The sequence below is a fragment of the Streptomyces sp. NPDC002004 genome, from assembly GCF_053593975.1.
The window spans coordinates 132389-150075 of sequence record NZ_JBSFDP010000011.1; the positions used below are offsets into that span (position 1 = coordinate 132389).

General features: G+C 68.8%; 16 protein-coding genes and 1 pseudogene. 10 read left to right on the top strand and 7 right to left on the bottom strand.

All coding sequences use genetic code 11. The features are described from left to right. Positions 1-316 precede the first annotated feature (316 nt). Together ACWCP6_RS19000 and ACWCP6_RS19005 are read left to right on the top strand one after the other, a co-directional pair. Positions 317-769 (top strand): SRPBCC family protein, encoded by a 453-nt coding sequence (locus ACWCP6_RS19000; RefSeq protein WP_450933611.1) that lies wholly within the window; start codon positions 317-319, stop codon positions 767-769. Beyond that, positions 762-2351, top strand: a complete 1590-nt coding sequence (locus tag ACWCP6_RS19005) for a phytoene desaturase family protein (RefSeq protein WP_450933612.1) — start codon at positions 762-764, stop codon at positions 2349-2351. Before ACWCP6_RS19000 ends, ACWCP6_RS19005 begins: the two co-directional genes overlap by 8 nt. 505 nt (positions 2352-2856) lie before the next feature. Here the strand turns inward: ACWCP6_RS19005 and ACWCP6_RS19010 are convergent. After that, positions 2857-3456: a TetR/AcrR family transcriptional regulator gene (locus ACWCP6_RS19010; RefSeq protein WP_450933613.1), complete on the bottom strand. Its 600-nt coding sequence runs from the start codon at positions 3454-3456 to the stop codon at positions 2857-2859. Positions 3457-3673: 217 nt separating this feature from the next. Here ACWCP6_RS19010 and ACWCP6_RS19015 point away from each other — a divergent pair, with 217 nt between their 5' ends. Further along, complete coding sequence (locus ACWCP6_RS19015; RefSeq protein WP_450933693.1) at positions 3674-4375, top strand: ATP-binding protein; 702 nt, start codon at positions 3674-3676, stop codon at positions 4373-4375. Positions 4376-4572: 197 nt separating this feature from the next. On the opposite strand, the gene ACWCP6_RS19020 is transcribed toward ACWCP6_RS19015, so the two are convergent. Further along, positions 4573-4767 carry a hypothetical protein gene (locus ACWCP6_RS19020; protein WP_450933614.1) on the bottom strand — a complete coding sequence of 65 codons (195 nt, stop codon included), beginning with the start codon at positions 4765-4767 and terminating at the stop codon, positions 4573-4575. 75 nt (positions 4768-4842) lie between these two features. Here ACWCP6_RS19020 and ACWCP6_RS19025 point away from each other — a divergent pair, with 75 nt between their 5' ends. Further along, entirely contained in the window at positions 4843-5718 is an 876-nt protein-coding gene (locus tag ACWCP6_RS19025) for a SigB/SigF/SigG family RNA polymerase sigma factor (protein WP_450933694.1), read from the top strand. 839 nt (positions 5719-6557) lie between these two features. Further along, positions 6558-7502, top strand: a complete 945-nt coding sequence (locus ACWCP6_RS19030; protein WP_450933615.1) for a Rieske 2Fe-2S domain-containing protein — start codon at positions 6558-6560, stop codon at positions 7500-7502. A gap of 519 nt (positions 7503-8021) precedes the next feature. On the opposite strand, the gene ACWCP6_RS19035 is transcribed toward ACWCP6_RS19030, so the two are convergent. After that, positions 8022-8804, bottom strand: coding sequence for an aldehyde dehydrogenase family protein (locus ACWCP6_RS19035; protein WP_450933616.1), 783 nt, complete (start codon positions 8802-8804; stop codon positions 8022-8024). Continuing rightward, a pseudogene (locus ACWCP6_RS19040) lies at positions 8788-9372 on the bottom strand (TauD/TfdA dioxygenase family protein); the annotation flags it as partial. The gene ACWCP6_RS19035 and the pseudogene ACWCP6_RS19040, both read right to left, overlap by 17 nt. A gap of 386 nt (positions 9373-9758) precedes the next feature. Between ACWCP6_RS19040 and ACWCP6_RS19045 the strand changes: the two are divergent. Beyond that, positions 9759-10322: a barstar family protein gene (locus ACWCP6_RS19045; RefSeq protein WP_450933617.1), complete on the top strand. Its 564-nt coding sequence runs from the start codon at positions 9759-9761 to the stop codon at positions 10320-10322. Between the two features lie 318 nt (positions 10323-10640). Here ACWCP6_RS19045 and ACWCP6_RS19050 read toward each other — a convergent pair whose 3' ends face one another. After that, a complete protein-coding gene (locus ACWCP6_RS19050) occupies positions 10641-10985 on the bottom strand; it encodes a helix-turn-helix transcriptional regulator (protein WP_450933618.1) in 345 nt (114 codons plus the stop codon). 112 nt (positions 10986-11097) lie between these two features. Here ACWCP6_RS19050 and ACWCP6_RS19055 point away from each other — a divergent pair, with 112 nt between their 5' ends. Further along, the gene (locus ACWCP6_RS19055; RefSeq protein WP_450933619.1) at positions 11098-11997 is read left to right on the top strand and encodes an anti-sigma factor antagonist; all 900 of its coding nucleotides are present in this window, start codon (positions 11098-11100) and stop codon (positions 11995-11997) included. A 501-nt stretch (positions 11998-12498) separates the two neighbouring features. Here ACWCP6_RS19055 and ACWCP6_RS19060 read toward each other — a convergent pair. Further along, positions 12499-13320 carry a glutamate racemase gene (locus ACWCP6_RS19060; protein ID WP_450933620.1) on the bottom strand — a complete coding sequence of 274 codons (822 nt, stop codon included), beginning with the start codon at positions 13318-13320 and terminating at the stop codon, positions 12499-12501. A gap of 748 nt (positions 13321-14068) precedes the next feature. Further along, positions 14069-14653 (bottom strand): DUF6461 domain-containing protein, encoded by a 585-nt coding sequence (locus ACWCP6_RS19065; RefSeq protein WP_450933621.1) that lies wholly within the window; start codon positions 14651-14653, stop codon positions 14069-14071. 541 nt (positions 14654-15194) lie between these two features. Between ACWCP6_RS19065 and ACWCP6_RS19070 the strand changes: the two genes are divergently transcribed. Genes ACWCP6_RS19070 through ACWCP6_RS19080 form a run of 3 tightly spaced genes read left to right on the top strand, consistent with a single transcriptional unit; the run spans position 15195 to position 17625 of the window. Further along, the gene (locus ACWCP6_RS19070; protein ID WP_450933622.1) at positions 15195-15995 is read left to right on the top strand and encodes an alpha/beta fold hydrolase; all 801 of its coding nucleotides are present in this window, start codon (positions 15195-15197) and stop codon (positions 15993-15995) included. 2 nt (positions 15996-15997) lie between these two features. Continuing rightward, entirely contained in the window at positions 15998-17290 is a 1293-nt protein-coding gene (locus ACWCP6_RS19075; RefSeq protein WP_450933695.1) for a PP2C family protein-serine/threonine phosphatase, read from the top strand. Next, on the top strand, positions 17287-17625 hold the full coding sequence (locus ACWCP6_RS19080; RefSeq protein ID WP_450933623.1) for an STAS domain-containing protein: 339 nt from the start codon (positions 17287-17289) through the stop codon (positions 17623-17625). The genes ACWCP6_RS19075 and ACWCP6_RS19080 overlap by 4 nt, the downstream gene beginning before the upstream one ends. The last annotated feature ends 62 nt before the right edge of the window (positions 17626-17687 follow it).

Genomic DNA, 17687 nt, shown 5'->3' on the forward strand with positions numbered 1-17687 from the left:
TGGGAACGCGGGCTCCGAACGTGACGTGACAGGCATGGGCCGCTCCAGCTGCTGTTTTTCCCACGGTAGGACTTCCCGGTGGGGTACTCCACCGGTGCGCGCCGCGGGCCGGCGTGCTTCCGGATCTTGCCGGCGACGCTCCGACAGCCTGGCGCGGGTGAGATGCGAGGTCATGCGAGTACGCGCACCATGACCGAGGAGATGGCTCTCGTCAGGCAGGCCCGCAGGCTCGGCAGCGGAGGGAGTAACGGCTCCGACTCCGCGCACACGGGGCCGGCCACGCACCGTCCGTTCAGCCAGAAGGAGGAATTCTTCCGTGGCTGTCCGTCATCAGCTGATCCGTCGTCCTCCGCACGCGGTGTGGACCGTACTCGCCGATCCGGCCCGGTACGGGGAGTGGGTAGTGGGGCCCTCCACGTCCACCCCACTGGATCAGGCCTGGCCCGAGGTCGGATCCCGGCTTCGCTACACCGTGCGGCTGGGCCCCTGGTCGGCCGACGGGATGACGACCGTACGCCACCGGGAACCCGGAAGAGAGCTGGAACTGGAAGCTTCGTTCAAGTCCCTCGGCACAGCGAGGATCTTCCTCCAGCTCAGGCCGTGGGGCGAGGAAACTCTCGTCATCTGTGACGAGCACCCCCTCCGCGGTCTGGGAGGCACCCTCCACAACCCTGCGAGTGAAGTGGTGCTCCAGCTCCGGCACCGGGGCATGTTGGCCCGCCTGGCCAGGGTCGTGGAACAGGAGCCCGCCGGAGCCTCGCGTGCCTGACGCGGTAGTGATCGGATCCGGTCCCAACGGGCTGGTGGCGGCGAACCTGCTGGCGGACGTCGGGTGGAGCGTGGAAGTCCTGGAGGCACAGCAGGAGCCGGGAGGCGCCGTGCGCAGCGACCGCGGCGTCCACCCCGACTACGTCTCGGACCTCTTCAGCGCCTTCTACCCTCTCGCCGCGGCCTCCCCGGTGCTCGCCCGCCTGGATCTCGCCGCGGAGGGCCTGCGATGGAGCCACGCCCCGCGTGTGCTGGCCCACCCGCTGAGGGACGGGAGGTGCGCCGTGCTGGAGCGCCGTGTGCAGGAGACCGCAGCTGGGCTGGCCGAGTTCGCGTCGGCCGACGGCGATGCCTGGCGGGACATGTACGACGTCTGGAGCCGGGTCGGACCGGATCTGGTCCAGGCCCTTTTCACCCCCTTCCCGCCGGTCCGGGCCGGGCTCCGCCTGGCTGTGAAGCTCCGGGCTGCAGGCGGTCTCCGACTGGCCCGGAACCTGGCTCTGCCCGTGCGCCGCTTGGGCGAGGAGGAGTTCGCCGGGGAAGCCGGCCGGCTCCTGCTGGCCGGCAACGCCCTGCATGCCGACCTGGCCCCCGAGGCGGCGGGCAGCGGCGGCTTCGGCTGGCTGATGTCGATGCTCGGACAGAGCCATGGCTTTCCGGTCCCCGTGGGCGGGTCCGGCGCCCTGGCAGCGGCCCTTGTGAGCCGCCTCCGGCGCCGCGGCGGTGTCCTGCGCTGCGGGGAGCGCGTCGTGTCCGTGGCAGTGCGGGGCGGCAGGGCCGTGGGCGTCGAGACGGCGGGCGGTGACGTCGTCGGCGCGCGGCGCGCCGTGCTCGCCGACACGTCGGCGACGAGCCTGTACCGGGAGCTCGTGGGCGAGGAGCACCTTCCGCCCCGCCTCCGGCGGGACCTGGAACGCTTCCAGTGGGACTTCGCGACCTTCAAGGTCGACTGGGCGCTGACGGGCCCGGTTCCGTGGACGGCGCAGCAAGCCGCCGGGGCGGGGACGGTCCACGTGGCCGACGGCGTCGACGGCCTGACCCGGTTCGCTTCCCAGGTTGCCATGGGACAGGTCCCCGACGAGCCCTTCGCTCTGTTCGGCCAGATGACCACGGCCGATCCCAGCCGCTCACCCGCCGGCACGGAATCCGCGTGGGCCTACACCCACCTCCCGCAGCACATCACCTCCGACGCCGGCCCCGACCGCATCACCGGCCGCTGGAACGCCCGGGAACAAGAAGCCATGGCCGACCGCATCGAGGCCCAAGTGGAACGGTTCGCACCCGGCTTCCGCGCACGGATCCTCGCCCGCCGGATCCTGGCCCCCACCACCCTTCAGGCCATGAACGAGAACCTCCGCAACGGCGCCATCAACAACGGCACCACCGCCCTGCACCAACAGGCGATCTTCCGTCCCACCCCCGGCACAGGCCGGCCCGAGACCCCCATCAAGGGTCTCTACCTCGCCTCCGCCGCCGCCCACCCCGGCGGAGGAGTCCACGGTGCGCCCGGGGCGAACGCCGCCCGAGCCGCGCTACGGCCCTACGGACTGCACGCCCTCCTCCATCGCGCCCAACGCATCTGAACCGCGCCGCACAAGGTGTTCCCGGCCGAGCCCACCCTCTGTCGGTCGATCAAGCCGACGCCGGCGTCACACCGGCCCACCCGGCTCCAGGCGCCGGAGTCCACCGCTCCGGTGTCACCTGCCGCAGCGCTCGACTCGAGGCCGCCCGCCTCGTCGGGCGAGAGGCGGCACCCGATTGTGCTGGTGGCACGGGATACCTCGCTGTGCCCGGGGCGGACGTCTGCTCCATCCGGGCGCACCAGGGACCTCGTCCGAGGGTGCACCTGAGTAATCCGGGCGAGCATGGGAGATGCCCGCACCCGTGATCGCCACCCACAGTTGCCGACGGCGGTCGACGGGTGCGGGTCTATCCGTAGCGTGTGGTGGAGGCCGCGCTGACAGTCCTCACGGTTTCCTTGACCGACGCCCGGACGGGTGGCTGCATGGCGAGACCCTCGGCGTCACCCGCGCTGACGGGGAGCGTCCGCACGCTTCCCTTCGGGTCGTCGCGATCGCGCCGGGGGGCTCACTGCGCGGCGCGCCAGCCGGGTTCGAGGCGGCCGAGAAGGGAGTGCCAGGCTGCGTCGGCCCGGCCCCAGTCGCCGTCGGCCAGTGGCGCGAAGAGCAGGCCGAAGGAGGCGTCCACCAAGAGGGTGGCCTCGTTCCGGGCTTGCGCTTCCGACATCCCCACGCCGAGGAAGACGGATGTGAGCACGTCCGTCCACTCGGTGAGCACGTCGTGCATGACCGGACCGTATCTGTCTGGGTGGAGCACGCTGGCAGTCATGATCTCCAGGAAGAGGGGGAGCGCGGCGCGCCGCTCAGGGGTGGTGGCCTGTTGCCACAGCTCGTCCATGAAACGGCGCAGTCCTGCTGAGTCCTTCGGGGGGCCGACAGTTTCGAGCAAGCCACGGACGTGCAGGAGCGGTCGACTCTCGTCGAGGGCGAGTGCCTCGGCGACCAGACGTTCCTTGGTGCCGAAGTAGTAGAGAAGCATGCGATCGCTGGTGCCCAGCGCCCGGGCCAGCGGACGCAGGGAGAGGTCTGAGAGGCCGTTGTGGATCACGTACTCGCGGACACGGTCCAGGAGGTCTTGTCGTTTGGACGGGTCGGTCGGGCGCGGCATGAAGGCTCCTAGCTGCAGTCTGCAGAGCAGAAGAATCCCTGAGTGTCCCTTTATTACCTTTTGTTCTGCTATTTACTGTAGCGTCTGCTACATGTATATTGTTCATGTAGCGCCTGCTACATGAACGGGAGGGTCCGGATGTCGTCGTCGGACCGTTCGCCATCGCCCGCCCTCTGACTGATCAGGGATGTCTGCGGTGCAGAAGGGACTGATCCTCATGGCCTGCGTGGCCAATGGCCTCACCAAGACCCCTCCCAAAGGCCTTCGGTGGTTCGCCGGGCTTTGCCCTCGCCTCGGGCGGCTATGGCTGAGGAAGCCCTCCGGACCGGCCCGGACGCCGGGGGCTGAGACGAATTCGGAGATTGCCCGGACGTCGTGGTTGACCCGGCAGCTGGCTTTGTGGTCGCGCATCATGGAACCTCTGCGGCCGCTGGATGTTCCTGTGGCTCGCACATCCGCCTGGGACGCGTCCTGGCCGCTGCGGCGCGATCCGATATCGGTTCGCCGGGCCCGGAGACTGGTGACTGCGCGTCTGAGTGACTGGGACATGAGCGAGGTGGCCGATACCGTCGAGCTGCTGGCCAGTGAGTTGGTCACCAACGCCCTGCGCCACACCCGCGGCCCGCTGCGGCTCAATATGCGTATGAGCAGCGCGCGTCTGCGGTGCGAGGTCGAGGACACCAGCCCCGCCTGTCCGGTACGCCGCACCGCAGACCCCGACGCGGAGGGCGGGCGTGGTACCGAACTCCTCGACCTGCTGGCCGAGGCTTGGGACAGTTCCCGGACGGGCGCCGGCAAGACCACATGGTTCGAACTGACCGTTCCCGCGACTCGTACGGCTCGCGCGCAAGGGATGAGCCGATCCGGCCATGACGTTCATGCCCCTGCGTTCGGACCAGCGGGTGTTCCGAGAGCCTGACGGAGTGACCCACGGCCACTGCGGGGCGGCGCGTCGCCGCACGCCGGGGTCCGGCCGACCGTTCACCAGCCGCATGCAGCGGTCCGCGGCCGGGGACCCGCACGTTCGCGGCAGCGGTCGGCCCAACGTCGGGCTGTGGTTGCGAGACCGGGAAGCGATCGGCTGCCCGGCACAGGGGCTGTTGGTGCCTCCGCTCCTCACAGCCCGCTCATGACGCCCTCGCCCTGAATCATGTCGGCCGCCGCCCCTGCCGGAGCGAGGCGGCCACCGTCCAGTAGTCGAAGTCGCAGTTGTTCGGAAAACCGTCCAGCGAGGATGCTGTCGGGGAGTACATCGCAGAACGGCAGGCAAATAGGCCATTTTATGCGGCTGGTGGACTGGTAGGTCCGCATGGACATGTCTGTAGTCAACGCGGGCAGGTGACACTCGACCTGCTTTCCAGCTAAGGCGGCACCGTGAATTATTCCGTGAACGCCTGCAACGCGACTACCTGTGCCACCGGAGCATCCGGGATCAGTGGTGATCTGCCGTGGATCGAAGACGGGGGCAAGGTCGCGCCCAAGGATGCGCGTGTGCTGTCCAGGCTCTTCCTCGAACGGCTGCAGTTCCTTGAGGAGGGAGGCCACGAGTACCAGTACGCCCGCAACACGCTGATCGAGATGAACCTCTCCCTCGTGCGCTTCGCTGCTCGCCGGTTCCGCAATCGGGGCTACGGTGACATGGAGGATGTCATCCAGGTGGGCGCCATCGGCCTGATCAAGGCCATCGACAGGTTCGACTTGTCACGCGGGGTCGAGTTCACTTCGTTCGCGGTGCCCTGCATAGTCGGCGAGATCAAGCGCTTCTTCCGCGACACCACTTGGGCCGTGCACGTCCCGCGGCGCTTGCAGGAACTGCGCGTCGCCCTGGCCAAGAGCAAGGAAACACTCGTCGCCGCTCTGGGGCACCCACCTACGGTGAAGGAGCTCGCTGCCCATCTGGACCTGACTGAAGAAGAGATCACCGAGGGCCTCGTGGCCGCCAACGGCTATGTCGCCGGTTCAATCGAGACTCCGGTCAGCGACGGCGGAGCCAGCGAAGGCGGTTCCAGCGACGGCGGCATGAAATACTCGGACATCATGGGTGCCGTCGACCCCGAGATGGGCTTGTTCGAAGACCTGCACACACTCGGCCCCCTGCTTCGGCAGCTTGACGACCGGGAACGGACCATAGTCGAAATGCGCTTCGGACAGGAGATGACCCAGACGGACATCGGCCGGAAGCTGAACCTGTCCCAGATGCACATCTCCCGCCTGCTCACGCGCATCCTCGGGAAGCTCCGCGCCGGACTGCTCGCGGCCTGAAGCTCACTGCCGAATTCGGCCCGGGGCGCGCGGTATCGGGCGGCTCGGTTGGCGGCGCAGTAGGAGCGGTCCGCGGGCGGCTGGTCCTGCCGACTTACCTGCGAATCAGCCCTGCGAGCGGAAGAAGACGCAGACCACGCGTACATGCGGGCGCGCCGCCTGTGACGACGCCCCCGTCGCCGGCTCGGACCTGCCGCCCGAGGAACGCCAGCAGCCGCACATGTGCCGTCACGCCCTCCGGGGCCGGGTTCTCCGGCCCGAGCATGCCGGGCCGGCGGAGCGCGTCCATGCCCATATCCCGCATGTGCGCGAGCAGATCCCCGCACACTCGCTGGTCGACGAGGTCGGTCAGGCCGACGGCTGTCCAGGTCCGCCTCGTGGACGAGCACCTCGGCGAGGTGGACCAACGCCGGCATTGGCCCGGGGGCGGTGCCGGACCCCAGTCGGACCGTCGCCCTTGCGAGGCAGGCGTCAGTGGGGGCGCCCTCGCCGAGTACGCCGAGGCGAGGCGTACCCGGGGGGAAGCCCGGGCAACTCCGGTTCCGGCAAGTGCGGCTCGACGGGTGACGCGGACTCGCCGCCGGGCGGAGGGCGCGGTCGCGCCCAGGCAAAAGGGGCTGTGTGGTCGCGGTGCGAGCCCGGCGGCTGCCGTCGCACCCGCTGGACACCCTGCCGCGAGCGGTGACAGCAGACCTCCCGCAGACCGGTCTCCACGTGGCCCTTGTCGCGCTTCGGGTGGCGGCGCGTAGCGTGGGATCCGAGGCCGCCTGTCCTTTGACTCCGGCCATGTGGCCCAGTGCGGGATGCCCGCCACGACGGGGTGGGGCAGCGTGTCGTCCATGGTGAGCCTTTTCTCGCGTTTCCGGCATGCGGCTCTCGCGGACGGTGACGACGCCGACACTGCCGGGATCCGTGTGCTGAAGACCGTCGATGCAATGGCAGGTGCCCCGGAGCTCGACCCGGTCGTCGAGTCGGTGAAAGGCCTCATTCAGGGCTTGCCCCTGGGGCGCCTGCGCGGTGTGCTGCACGGACGCGCCTTGGGTCACCCGCTGCACCCGGCCCTCGTCCAGGTCCCGCTCGGGACCTGGCTGTCCGCCGCGGTTCTCGACCTCACATCCTGCGCCGAGCGGCCCGCCCGGAACCTCGTGGCGGTGGGGGTCGTCTGTGCGGCACCGGCAGCCCTCTCGGGCTGGGTTGACTGGGCGGAACAGCATGAACAGCAGATGAGGACGGGTCTCATTCATGCCGTGTCCATGACAATGTCCGTCGGTCTGTACGGGGGGTCGTGGGCTGCTCGCGCCTGCGGCCGCCACACATTGGGACGTGCCCTGGGCTTTGCCGGACTCATGGTGGCCGGCTGCGGGGCGACGTTGGGTGGCCACATCGCCTACCGTCAGGCCGCCGGCACGAACAAGGCGGAACCCGTACCGCGCCTGGTCGGGCCGACCTGGCGCTCGCTCGGCCCGGCCAACCGGTTCGCTACTTGCGAGCCCGCACGCCGCATGGTCGGAGAGGTGCCTGTTCTGGTCGTCAGGGACGCCGAGGACGAACTCCATGTACTCGCCGATCGGTGCAGCCACTTCTCCGGCCCGCTCTCCGAGGGCACGGTGACCGACGGTTGCATCACCTGTCCCTGGCATGGCAGCGTCTTCCGGCTGTCCGACGGCTGGAACGTGGACGGTCCGGCCACCGCCCCTCAACCCCGGTTCGAGACACGCCTGGACGACGACGGAATCCTCCATGTGCGGCTGCCGGACGCCGGGGACGAGCCCCTTCGGCCTTGACGCGATCCAAGCCCCCCAGGCCGCTCCGCCGAGGTGGAGTGGCTGTGTCGGTCCTGGTCGTCGACCCACCCATTGGAATGGTCGTAGCGACAGGTCGGCGGTAGGACACGTTGAGCCCGCGGATGGCGATCTCGCCGACCGTGTCAGGGCCCTCGCGGTCGGGGTGGGGCGCTCCCGGTCCTCTTCCGGTGGTCAGCCGCGCAGTGCGGAGGCGAAGAGGCCCGGCAGTTTCAGCGGGCTCGGCGCGGCGGTGAAGCGGATGAGGCGTTCCACGGTGGTCGGCGCCGTGCGGTTGGTGACGAAGTACGTCGGACGGGGGGCAGGGACGGCTCCCCGGTGACCAGGCCGCGCGGCGCCGGGGCGAAGGGAGCGCGCAGTACGGTCTTCTCGACGTGCTCGAGCATGAACGCGTTGTGTACGAAACCGATGCCGCTGCCGATGGCTTGGCGCGAGTTCCCGGAAAGGCACCCCAGGGGGTGTAGCCGAGCAGGAAGCCGACTGATGACCAGCAGTTGACGCCTACAGTGCCGTAGCGCAGAGCGGCGATCTGCCGTCTTGAGCGTCGCCGGTTCGGTGCGCTCGGTCCTGGGGTGCACGATCAGCGTGGCGCCGATGCCGTCGGCGAGGACGTCGCTGGTGAAGTCGACGGCGTGGTGGAGTGGTCGTCCCGGGGAGCCGGACGACGCCCAGGGCACTGGCGAAGACCTCATCTGTGATCAGGACGTCGCCGGTGACGTCGGGGACGAGGAGACGGCAGCCGTCGCCGTAGGTCTCCGCCGCCGGGGGTGCGGCGCGGACGGCGGCGAGGCGCCGGTCGGCGCCGGGGTAGTATTCGGTGCGCGGCGGCAGTGCCTGGAGCACTCGCCGGATCTCGTCCAGGAGCCGCACCGTGCCGTCCCAGTCGCGGGATACGACGAGGACCTGACTGGCGATGCAGTTGTGCCCGGAGTTGTTCATCTTGCTGCTGACGATGTGCTCGGCCTGGAACCGGAAGTCGGCGTCGCTCCACGGCCCGGGCGTCACGATGCACGAGCTGACGCCGCCCAGTTCGCTGCTGAAGGGTTTGCCGACCAGGGGCCGGTCCTCGTTCCGCCGCCGGACGGCGTCCTCGCCGGTGTCCCAGACGATGGCGTCGTGGGTGCGGCCGCTGCCGGTGACGTGAATGCTGTCGACGCCCTCGTGACGGGTGAGGTGAGCGCCTTCGGCCGCGCCGCCGTCGACGAAGCGGACCCAGTCGCGCGCGACGAACTCGGCGAAGACTTGCTCGAAGTGCGGGCGCAGGTAGGCGTTGACGGGGTTCATCTTGGCGACGACGACCTCGCCCTCGACTCGCGCCCCAGCTGTGCACCCAGTCGTGTTCGGCGGTGAGTCCGTCGATGCGCTCGCGCACCTCGGCGGACAGATTGTCGTAGCCGGCTGCCATGTCGACCCACATGGTGTCGCCGCCGCCGGCGGGCGGGATGTCGACGGCGCGCAGCAACGAACCGAGGGCGGGTGCGGCCATGAAGGAGTGGTCGCTGTGCCAGATGTTCCTGTTGCCCGCGGCGTTGGCGTCCTTGGCCAGCCCGGAGACACCGACGGTCCCGGTCTGCGGGAAGAAGGGGTTCGGCTCCGGCTCACCCCACACGCGGGCGCGCGCCAGCTGGGATTCGACGTCGAACGTGTGCTGGTCCCGGAAGAAGATCACCTTCCACTCCAGCAGGGCCCGCTTCAGTTCCTCGGCGAGTTCTTCGTCGACCGGGGCCGAGAGGTCGACGCCGCCGGTCTCCGCACCGATGTGCGGGGTGAGCGGGTGGATGTCCAGTCGGCGGTAGTCCGACGGGGCACACCCGGCGCGGTGCGCTCGAGCACGCGCCTGTGTACCTGCCATACACCAGAGCCTACGAGCCCCCACCAAACCCGCCCGGCCAGAGGTGCACCGCACCCCGCAGTCCCGGCAGCACACCCGCCGCGCTCGGCGGCCGGACACACGACTGCCCTGGGTCGGTCAAGGACGCAGTCTGCATGGGGCGCGTACGGCAGAACAGGTTCATCAGGCCGCACTCGACCGGCGAACGCCTGCACCAGCTGGTGTACGAGGTCGTGGCCGGGCGGTGAACGGGGCGGCCCGCCCCGGCTCCGTCGAGGTCGTCCTCACGCCCGGCGGCGTACCTGTTGCCGAAGGCGGACGGTTGCACGTCAGCCGCCGACACACCAGACCAATGGGCTGATGACGTCCATGAACCGGTATCGGGAGTGCGTGCGAGGATTTCAAGCGTGACCGCCCCAAGCCTTACCCAGCTCGAATCTCCCTGGGTCGTCTTCACCTCTCGAAACGACCCTTGGGTGACCGCCGAAACAGCGGCGCTCCACGAGCGAGGTGGGCTCGTTTTCCGGCTGGACGGCCGAGACTTGCTCGAACCCGTCTCACTATTCCGTGCCTTCGCGCGGGAGCTGGCCTTCCCTGAGTACTTCGGCCACAACTGGGACGCACTCGTTGACTGTTTGCACGACTGGCACGGCCAACAGAGCGCCGCAATCTTCATCGATGACGCTGATGAACTGCTCGGCGCGGAGTTCCTCGGACTGTTGGTATCTGTGCTCTGCCAAGCGGCCTGGAAAGCGAACCTTCAGCTCGACGCCGACGGCATCCCGCACGAAGACCGGGCGCCGTTCGCCCTGCACTTCGTATTCCTGCTGGCCCACACCCCGCCGGCCGCTTTCGAAGAAGCTGCTTCGAACGGCGTGGACGTGGCTGTGGCCCTCGAACATGGGTGCCTGACGGCCACCCTGACCGGTGCTGACTGGCCCGGCATCGCCGATCCGGTCAGTGAGCCGTAGAAGAGGTCTATCCTGCTCGACATGACCGCACCCCAGCCCGCACAGTGCCCGGCTGTGGCGGACGCGGAAAGATCCACCCCACCCCAGGGAGGGTGCTGCGCGTGCGTGCCCCGGCGGGAGGTGCGCAGGCCAGAGCCTGAGGTGCTTGAGGGTGAACTCGGGCAGGGCGTAGGGGCCGACCTAGCGCGGACCGTGGGCAGCGGCAGCGCATCAGCCCAGTGGACGAAGAAACCTCTCGTGTGGGCAGCCACTGGGCCCCAGCGTACAGATCAGCCGGCAGCGCGGCCCACCGTCAGCGTCGTGGCTGGGGATGTCGGGTCAGCGCTCCTCGTGCGACTCGGCGGCGGGGACGGTTGCGTGCGTGGCCTCCTGGCGGGCAAGGACTGTCAGCAGCTCTGCGACAGTGGCGCCGGCATCTGCCGGGTGGCGGAGAAATGTGCCGGGTGGGATGCGGTAGACGTTCGACCGACCGCGCCGGACGTGGGTGAGGTATCCGCCCTCTTCGAGGTCGGCGATGATCTTCTGCACGGCGCGTTCGGTGAGCTGGCAGCGGACGGCGATGTCACGGACCCGGGTGGTGTGATCTTCGGAGATCGCGGCCAGCACTCGGGCATGGTTGGTCAAGAACGTCCAGCCTGCATGTGGTTCCGGCACTCGGTCCATGCCTCCACGATAGGGCGTCCGGTTCACGCATTCAAAAGCATGAACTGCATTTCGTGTAACGGTTGACGTGAAAGGCATCGGGGGGTGATGCTGGGAGCGCAGAGAAGCTGGTATGCGCTGGGAGCTCCCGATGTCTCATCACGCGCCTCTTCCCGGGGATGAAGAGCCCTGCACCGAGTGCGGCACCGCTTTCAAGCAATCGCAGACCCCGGTGCCTGTGACATTGAGGGTCGACACGGTCGGCGACCGGCTCGTCGTGACAGTGTCCGGTGAGCTCGACCTGAGCAATGACCAGGAACTGCAGCGGGCGCTGAGCGAAGCATTGGACCGCGCTGCGGGCGGCCTGGAACTGGATCTCGCAGGGGTCGAATTCTGTGACTGCTCCGCCCTCAACGTTCTGCTGCGAGTGCGCCGCCGCGCCCTCCAGACATCCAAGAGTCTCAGCCTGGGTGCCACCAGCCCGGCCATGAAGCGGCTGCTCGGCCTGACCCGCACCCTTCCGCTGTTCATCACCGGACTGGATGGGACGCGTAAGCATCTGGCCGCCCCGTCCAATCTCGCGTACGCCGAGGTGGCTGAGTCGGCGGATTCCGGCGGCGGAAAAGCGGCCGAGGCCGCCACGGCCGGACGTCATACGCCGTCCTCGGAACGGCTGCCCCGGCCAGCAGCCCCGTCCGGCGGCGACCAAGCGGCCGAGAACGCCCAGTTGCGTCGGGCAATGCAGACCCGCCCGGCGATCGACATGGCCCGCGGCATCCTCATGGCATCGTTCCATCTGACCGACCAGCAGTCCTGGCAGGTGCTGGTGACCGCCTCCCAGCACAGCAACATCAAACTCCACCTGATCGCCGACGCACTCCTGCGGACCGTTGGCGGCCGGGCCCTGCCCGAACCCCTCGCCGACCACGTGGCCGCGGCGGTACAAGCACAGGTCACCCCGCGCGCAGCAGAGGCCAGCACACCCAAGCCTCCTGAGGCCGCCGCTCCGGTCATACGGGAGAATCGAGCATGACCGGAGTCATCGGGCAGCGCGGAGGAAGAGGGTGCCGCTCTCAAACACGACCAGTCGGTGCTCTACCTCTCCGGCCGAGCCATCCACCGCGCCTCGAGGGCTACCGCGGCGAGGGCAAGGCCGCCACCGGCCGTGACATGGCGGCCACTCAGGCCGCGCTCGCTCTCGCCCGCCGCCGCGTCAACGTCCTCTGGGCTCTTCTGCGCGACGGACGGCGCCCGAAGTCACGACGCCCACCGGTCTCGCCGCTGGGCAGACGGCACTAGGAATCGGTTGGCCGGGGAGCGCTCATGTTGGCCGCTTGAGTATGGGGTGTCGAGGCCGTGGCTGCGCCCGGGCCATGTTCGAGGTCGCGCAGATAGGCGCGCGTGGAGCCCTGTCACGAGACAGGCGCAGGCTCTGGGCAATCACGTAGTTGCCACGCTCTGTGATCACCGGGCGGCGCCTCGAACGGAGCAGCCGTACGCCTGGCCGAGAGGCCGCAGAGGATCTGGGGCTTGCTCAGATCGCCGGTGCAGCCATCGGGGAGCGAGTTGCGGCGGAGATGAGATTTTCGCGGGGTACCCGCCCTGCTGCGGCAAGGGCGCGGCCCACTGGGTAGGCGTGGGCGCCTGCCGGGAGGTTTCCGCGGCGACCGCTGAGTACCACGTCGATGGAGCCCATGGTGCTGTGCGATTCCCTGGTTCGGTCCAGTCGCCGCAGTGTTTGGCGAGCGACTGCCTCCGCGCTGTCGTACAGGGTGGTTCCCGCGGGCAGGCTCTGCAGAATCTCTGGCGCCACCAGGGGGTAGTGCGTGCAACCCAGCACCACGGAGTCGCAACGGGGGGTTCGCTCGGCCGCGTCGGCGATGGCTTCCGCTGCTGCGGCCGTGTCGCCGTGGTCGATCGCCTCGGCCAGACCGGGGCATGCGACACGCGCGACAGGCATGCCGTTCGCGTAGTCCGCGATCAGGCGATCCTGGTAGTCACTCGACGTGGTCCGGACCGTTGCCCACACGGCCATGCCTTTTCCGGTTGCTGCGGCCGATTTCACCGCGGGCACGGTTCCGATCACGGGTACTCGCGGTTCGAACCTCTCGCGCAGAGCGTCGATCGCGGTGACGGTGGCGGTGTTGCAGGGGACCACGATGGCCTCCGCGCCCTGCTGGACGGCCAATTGAGCGGCGCTGAACAGACGGTCTGTGACGAAGGAGGCAGTTCTCGATCCCCAGGGGGCGCCGTCGGGGTCCAGAAGCAGTAGCAGATCGAGTTCCGGGGCAAGGTGGCGAAGCCAGCCTGTAGTGGAAAGGAGGCCAAGTCCTGAGTCGATCAATGCCACCATCATGGGGCCAAGTTATCAGCCAGTCTTGCCGCCTGGCTTGACTGGTACGCGCCATGGCGGCACGGCATGTGGGACAGCCAGAGGTGGTGGCGAAATGCGAGTGACCTGTCGGCTCGCCACAGGCACCTGCTCGGATGGCTAACCGCGGGATATTCGGAGTTGACCTTGACCTAACGTCAGGCCTCGCGCTGAACGCATGATGCATGACGAACGCGATCCCCGAACTGGACCTGGACCTGGACGGGGGTGGTGCCGGTGGAGGACACGGCGCCTGCACGACGAGATGATCGCGCGCGGCGGAGAGACGCTGCGCCAACTCGCCCACGGCGACCGGTCCTGCTGCCCGGCCGTGTCCTCGCGTTGCTGGACCGGATGCCCGGGCTCGGATTCACCGGGGACGACGTGACGACGGCACGAGAGGGCCTGATCCTGGTCAGGGCCCTGATGCCGGAGGGTTTCGACGACTACCTCTCCCAGATCGAGCACGGCCGCGACGATCCCGGCACGTCGCCATGATCAAGCTCACCAGGAGTGCCGGAGGCTGGGACCCCGACGACCCCGGATCGAGGACCTCGCCGAGGCACGGTGTTGGAGATGGGGCAGCGGCCGGGTCCATGCGCCCTAGCGGGCCAGCCGCGCTGGCACGTCCGTCGACTGCCGACGGCACCGTGATCTTCATGCGCTCAGCCTGGGACGAGCGCAGCGGCGCGCGTGAGCGCTGTGGGCTCGCAATCGAGATGGGCAGCGAGGCTCACTCCGGGAGGGCGAGGAGGTTGCCGGTCCAGCGTTCTTCGCCGTCTTCGGCTGGTGTCGCCTGCAGGTCGAATGCGTTCTCGGCAAGCGCCAGCACGCTGTGGGGCGGGGCGGGCTGCCCGGGCAGTAGTCCGAGCGGGCGCATCACGGTGTCGAGGCGCTGCGGCTCCAGACCGGTCGGCCTGATCGCCTCGAGCGTGTGGAAGTCGACGAGGATGTCACCGTTGACCGCGTATTTGAACCAGTGCATCGGCTTGTCGTTGTAGTGCAGGGCAACAGCCTCTGTGCCCTGCGAGGCCGCTGACAGGATCTGCTCGTTAAGGCCGTGCATTCCGCCTTGCTCCCAGGCCCAGGTCCACGCGCCGTCGGTTCCGGTCGTCACCACCGGCTCGTCCTCGTCGAAGAAGGTGTCGCCGTACTCGTCGTTCAGAGAAGCGGCATCGCGCAGCGCCAGCGTGTCGTGATCTGCCCGCATGCGGGAGAGGAGCTCCACTGCCGATATGCCCTTGGCGAAGGTCAACGTGTAGATGGGGACATCTCCGCGGAAGAAGTCCAGGCCACGGGCTCTGCCGATGTTCTTCATGCCCAGGATCGTGTCACAGCTGCCTTGTCACCTGCGTATGATCGCCGCCGCCCGATTGCGCTTCGCCGAACTGCCGGAGTACCACAAGGCGCGACCTATGCGGACCTCGTCGCCGACACGGCGCGTCTCGGATCGAACACGCCTCCCGCCGGCGGATGACAGCGAGCCCTGCGCAAGGCCGGGTCTTCGGGGCCCGAGCCCTGGGGTCCTAGTCCCACCTCCCGTGGGGGGACCTGCGCAGCGGCTACTCGTCGTGGGGTGTCTGGTCAGGCTCGCGTGCTGACGTAGCGCACGCTCGAGCCCCACCACTCCAAGACCGGTGCTGTGCACTACTGGCACAGCGGCGAGCCGCCGGAGCCGCATGTGTGGGTCATGCGCTGGCACAGGGCACACAAGCCGACCCTTCACCGGCGCAAATCAGCGCGGACGGGTCGAGCTCTGCGATCGGAGCGGGGGAGTGCCATCGGGGGTCCTTGTGTGGGGTGGGGGGTGGGTTCGTGGCCGGGGCGAAAGGGTGAGCGGGACCTGCGAGACTTGCCGCATGGATACCGGCCGCAGGAACAACGTCAACGTCATCGGTAACCCACAGGGGCGCACGGTGGTGCTGGCTCACGGCTTCGGCTGTGATCAGAACATGTGGCGGCTGACGGTGCCGGCTCTGGTCGAGGAATACCAGGTGGTGCTGTTCGACTACGTGGGTTCGGGCCGCGCGGACCCGTCTGCCTTCTCGGAGGATCGTTACGCCTCGCTGGACGGGTACGCCCGCGACGTGGTGGAGCTGTGCGAAACCTATGACCTGCACGATGCGGTGTTCGTGGGCCATTCCGTCAGCGCGATGATCGGGGTGCTGGCCGCCGGCATGGCTCCGGAGCGCATCGGGGCCCTGGCGATGGTCGCTCCGTCGCCCCGTTACATCGACGACGATGGCTACCGTGGCGGATTCAGCGCCGACGACATCGACGAACTGCTGGCGTCCCTGGAGTCGAACTATCTGGGCTGGTCGGCGGCAATGGCTCCGGTGATCATGGGGAACGCGGAGCGGCCCGAGCTCGGTGAGGAACTGACGAACAGCTTCTGCGCCACCGACCCGGGCATGGCGCGCGTCTTCGCCCGCACCACGTTCCTGTCCGACTCGAGGGACGATTTGAAAACCGTGCAGGTGCCGACGCTGGTGCTGGAATGCACCGAGGATGTCATCGCTCCCCGGGAAGTCGGCGCCTTCGTCCACCAGGCGATCCCCGGGTCGATCCTGGTCACTCTCGATGCGACCGGGCACTGCCCGCACCTGTCCGCGCCCGAAGCCACCAATGAGGCGATCCGCAGCTTCCTGGCGGGCTTGTGATGATGTGCCGCACCGGGCAGGAGCCCGACCCGCAGGACGCCGACGGCGATGAGACATCGCAGGCGGCGGCGTTCGCGGCGCTGCTGGAGGACAGCGCCGAGGAACTCTACGAGAACGCGCCGTGCGGATACCTGTCCACCCTGATGGACGGCACCATCGCGAAGATCAACACCACCCTGCTGGACTGGCTTGGCCTGCAGCGGGAGAGGGTGGTGGGACGGATGCGGTTTACCGACCTGCTGACCGTGGGCGGCAAGCTGTACCACGAGACGCACTTCGCGCCGCTGCTGCGGATGCAGGGAGAGATCAGCGGCATAGCCCTGGAGATCAAGCGGGCCGACAGCGGACGCATGCCGGTATTGGTCTCCTCCGTGGTCAAGCAGGGCAGTACCGGCGAGCCGTTGCTCATCCGCACCACGGTCTTCGACGCCCGGGACCGCCGTGCGTACGAGGAGGAACTCCTGCGCGGCCGAAAGGCGGCCGAAGAGGCACGCAAGCAGGCGGAGGCCGACCGGGCCCGGCTCCAGGACGCCCTCGCCGTGCTCCAGCAGTCGCTGCTGCCCGACACCCTGCCGCCGGTCCCAGGGGTGGAGACGGCCGCCTACTACCACACCGCCCATCCCGACCGGCTCGGCGGCGACTTCTACGACGTCTTCCCCGTCGACGGCAAGCGCTTCGCCTTCTTCCTCGGCGACGTGTGCGGCAAAGGCCCCCAGGCCGCCGCGGTCACCTCACTGACCCGCTACACCCTGCGTGCCGCCGCCCTGCACGACCCCGATCCCGTCTCCGCCCTGTCGACCCTCAACAGGGTGCTCCACGAGCGTTACGCCGGCAGCGGCGACCCGCGGTACTGCACCACCATCTTCGGCACACTCGAACCGGACGCCGCAACCGGGAACGTCGCCGTCCGCCTTGCCTCAGGCGGCCACCCTCCGGCCCTCGTCCTGCGCGCCGACGGCACAGCCGACTTCCTGCCCACCCCCGGCGGACTCCTCGTCGGCATCCTGCCCACCGCGCACTTCGCCACCGCCACCACCATCCTTTCCCTCGGCGACACTCTGCTCCTCTACACCGACGGCATCACCGAAGCCCGCACCGGCAAGGACCGCACCACCTTGTTCGGAGACGAGGCCCTGCTCGCCTTCATCGCCGGCTACGCCGGCACACCCCCGCACGCCGTCATCCAGGCCCTGACCGGCCTGCTCCGCAGCTTCGGCGACGGCCTCGACGACGACACCGCCCTGCTCGCCCTCGGCGTTCCCGCCCCCGACCCCCAGACGACGAATTCACGATGAGCCCGCTGAAGACCACCCTCCGAGACGCCCCCACCGGTCCCGTGCTGGAGATCACCGGTGAACTCGACTACGACAACGCACCCGAGCTGCGCGAACTGCTCACTACGATCACCCTCAAGCCGGGCCAGCGCCTCATCCTGGACCTGGCCGGCATAGGGTTCTGTGACTCCAGCGGCATCACCGCCCTGATCGCGGCCCGCAACCATGCCCAGGCCGCCCAGGCGGACATCGCGCTCGCAGCTGTCCCTCCCCACACACTGCGCGTACTGCGCATCGTCGGCCTCGACCAGATCTTCCCTCTCCATCCGGACAGCCACTCCGCCATTCGGCCCTGATTCCGGTGATTCTCCGACCTGGAGGCTGTTCCGTATGGGGCGTAAGCCGTAGGTACGGCCAG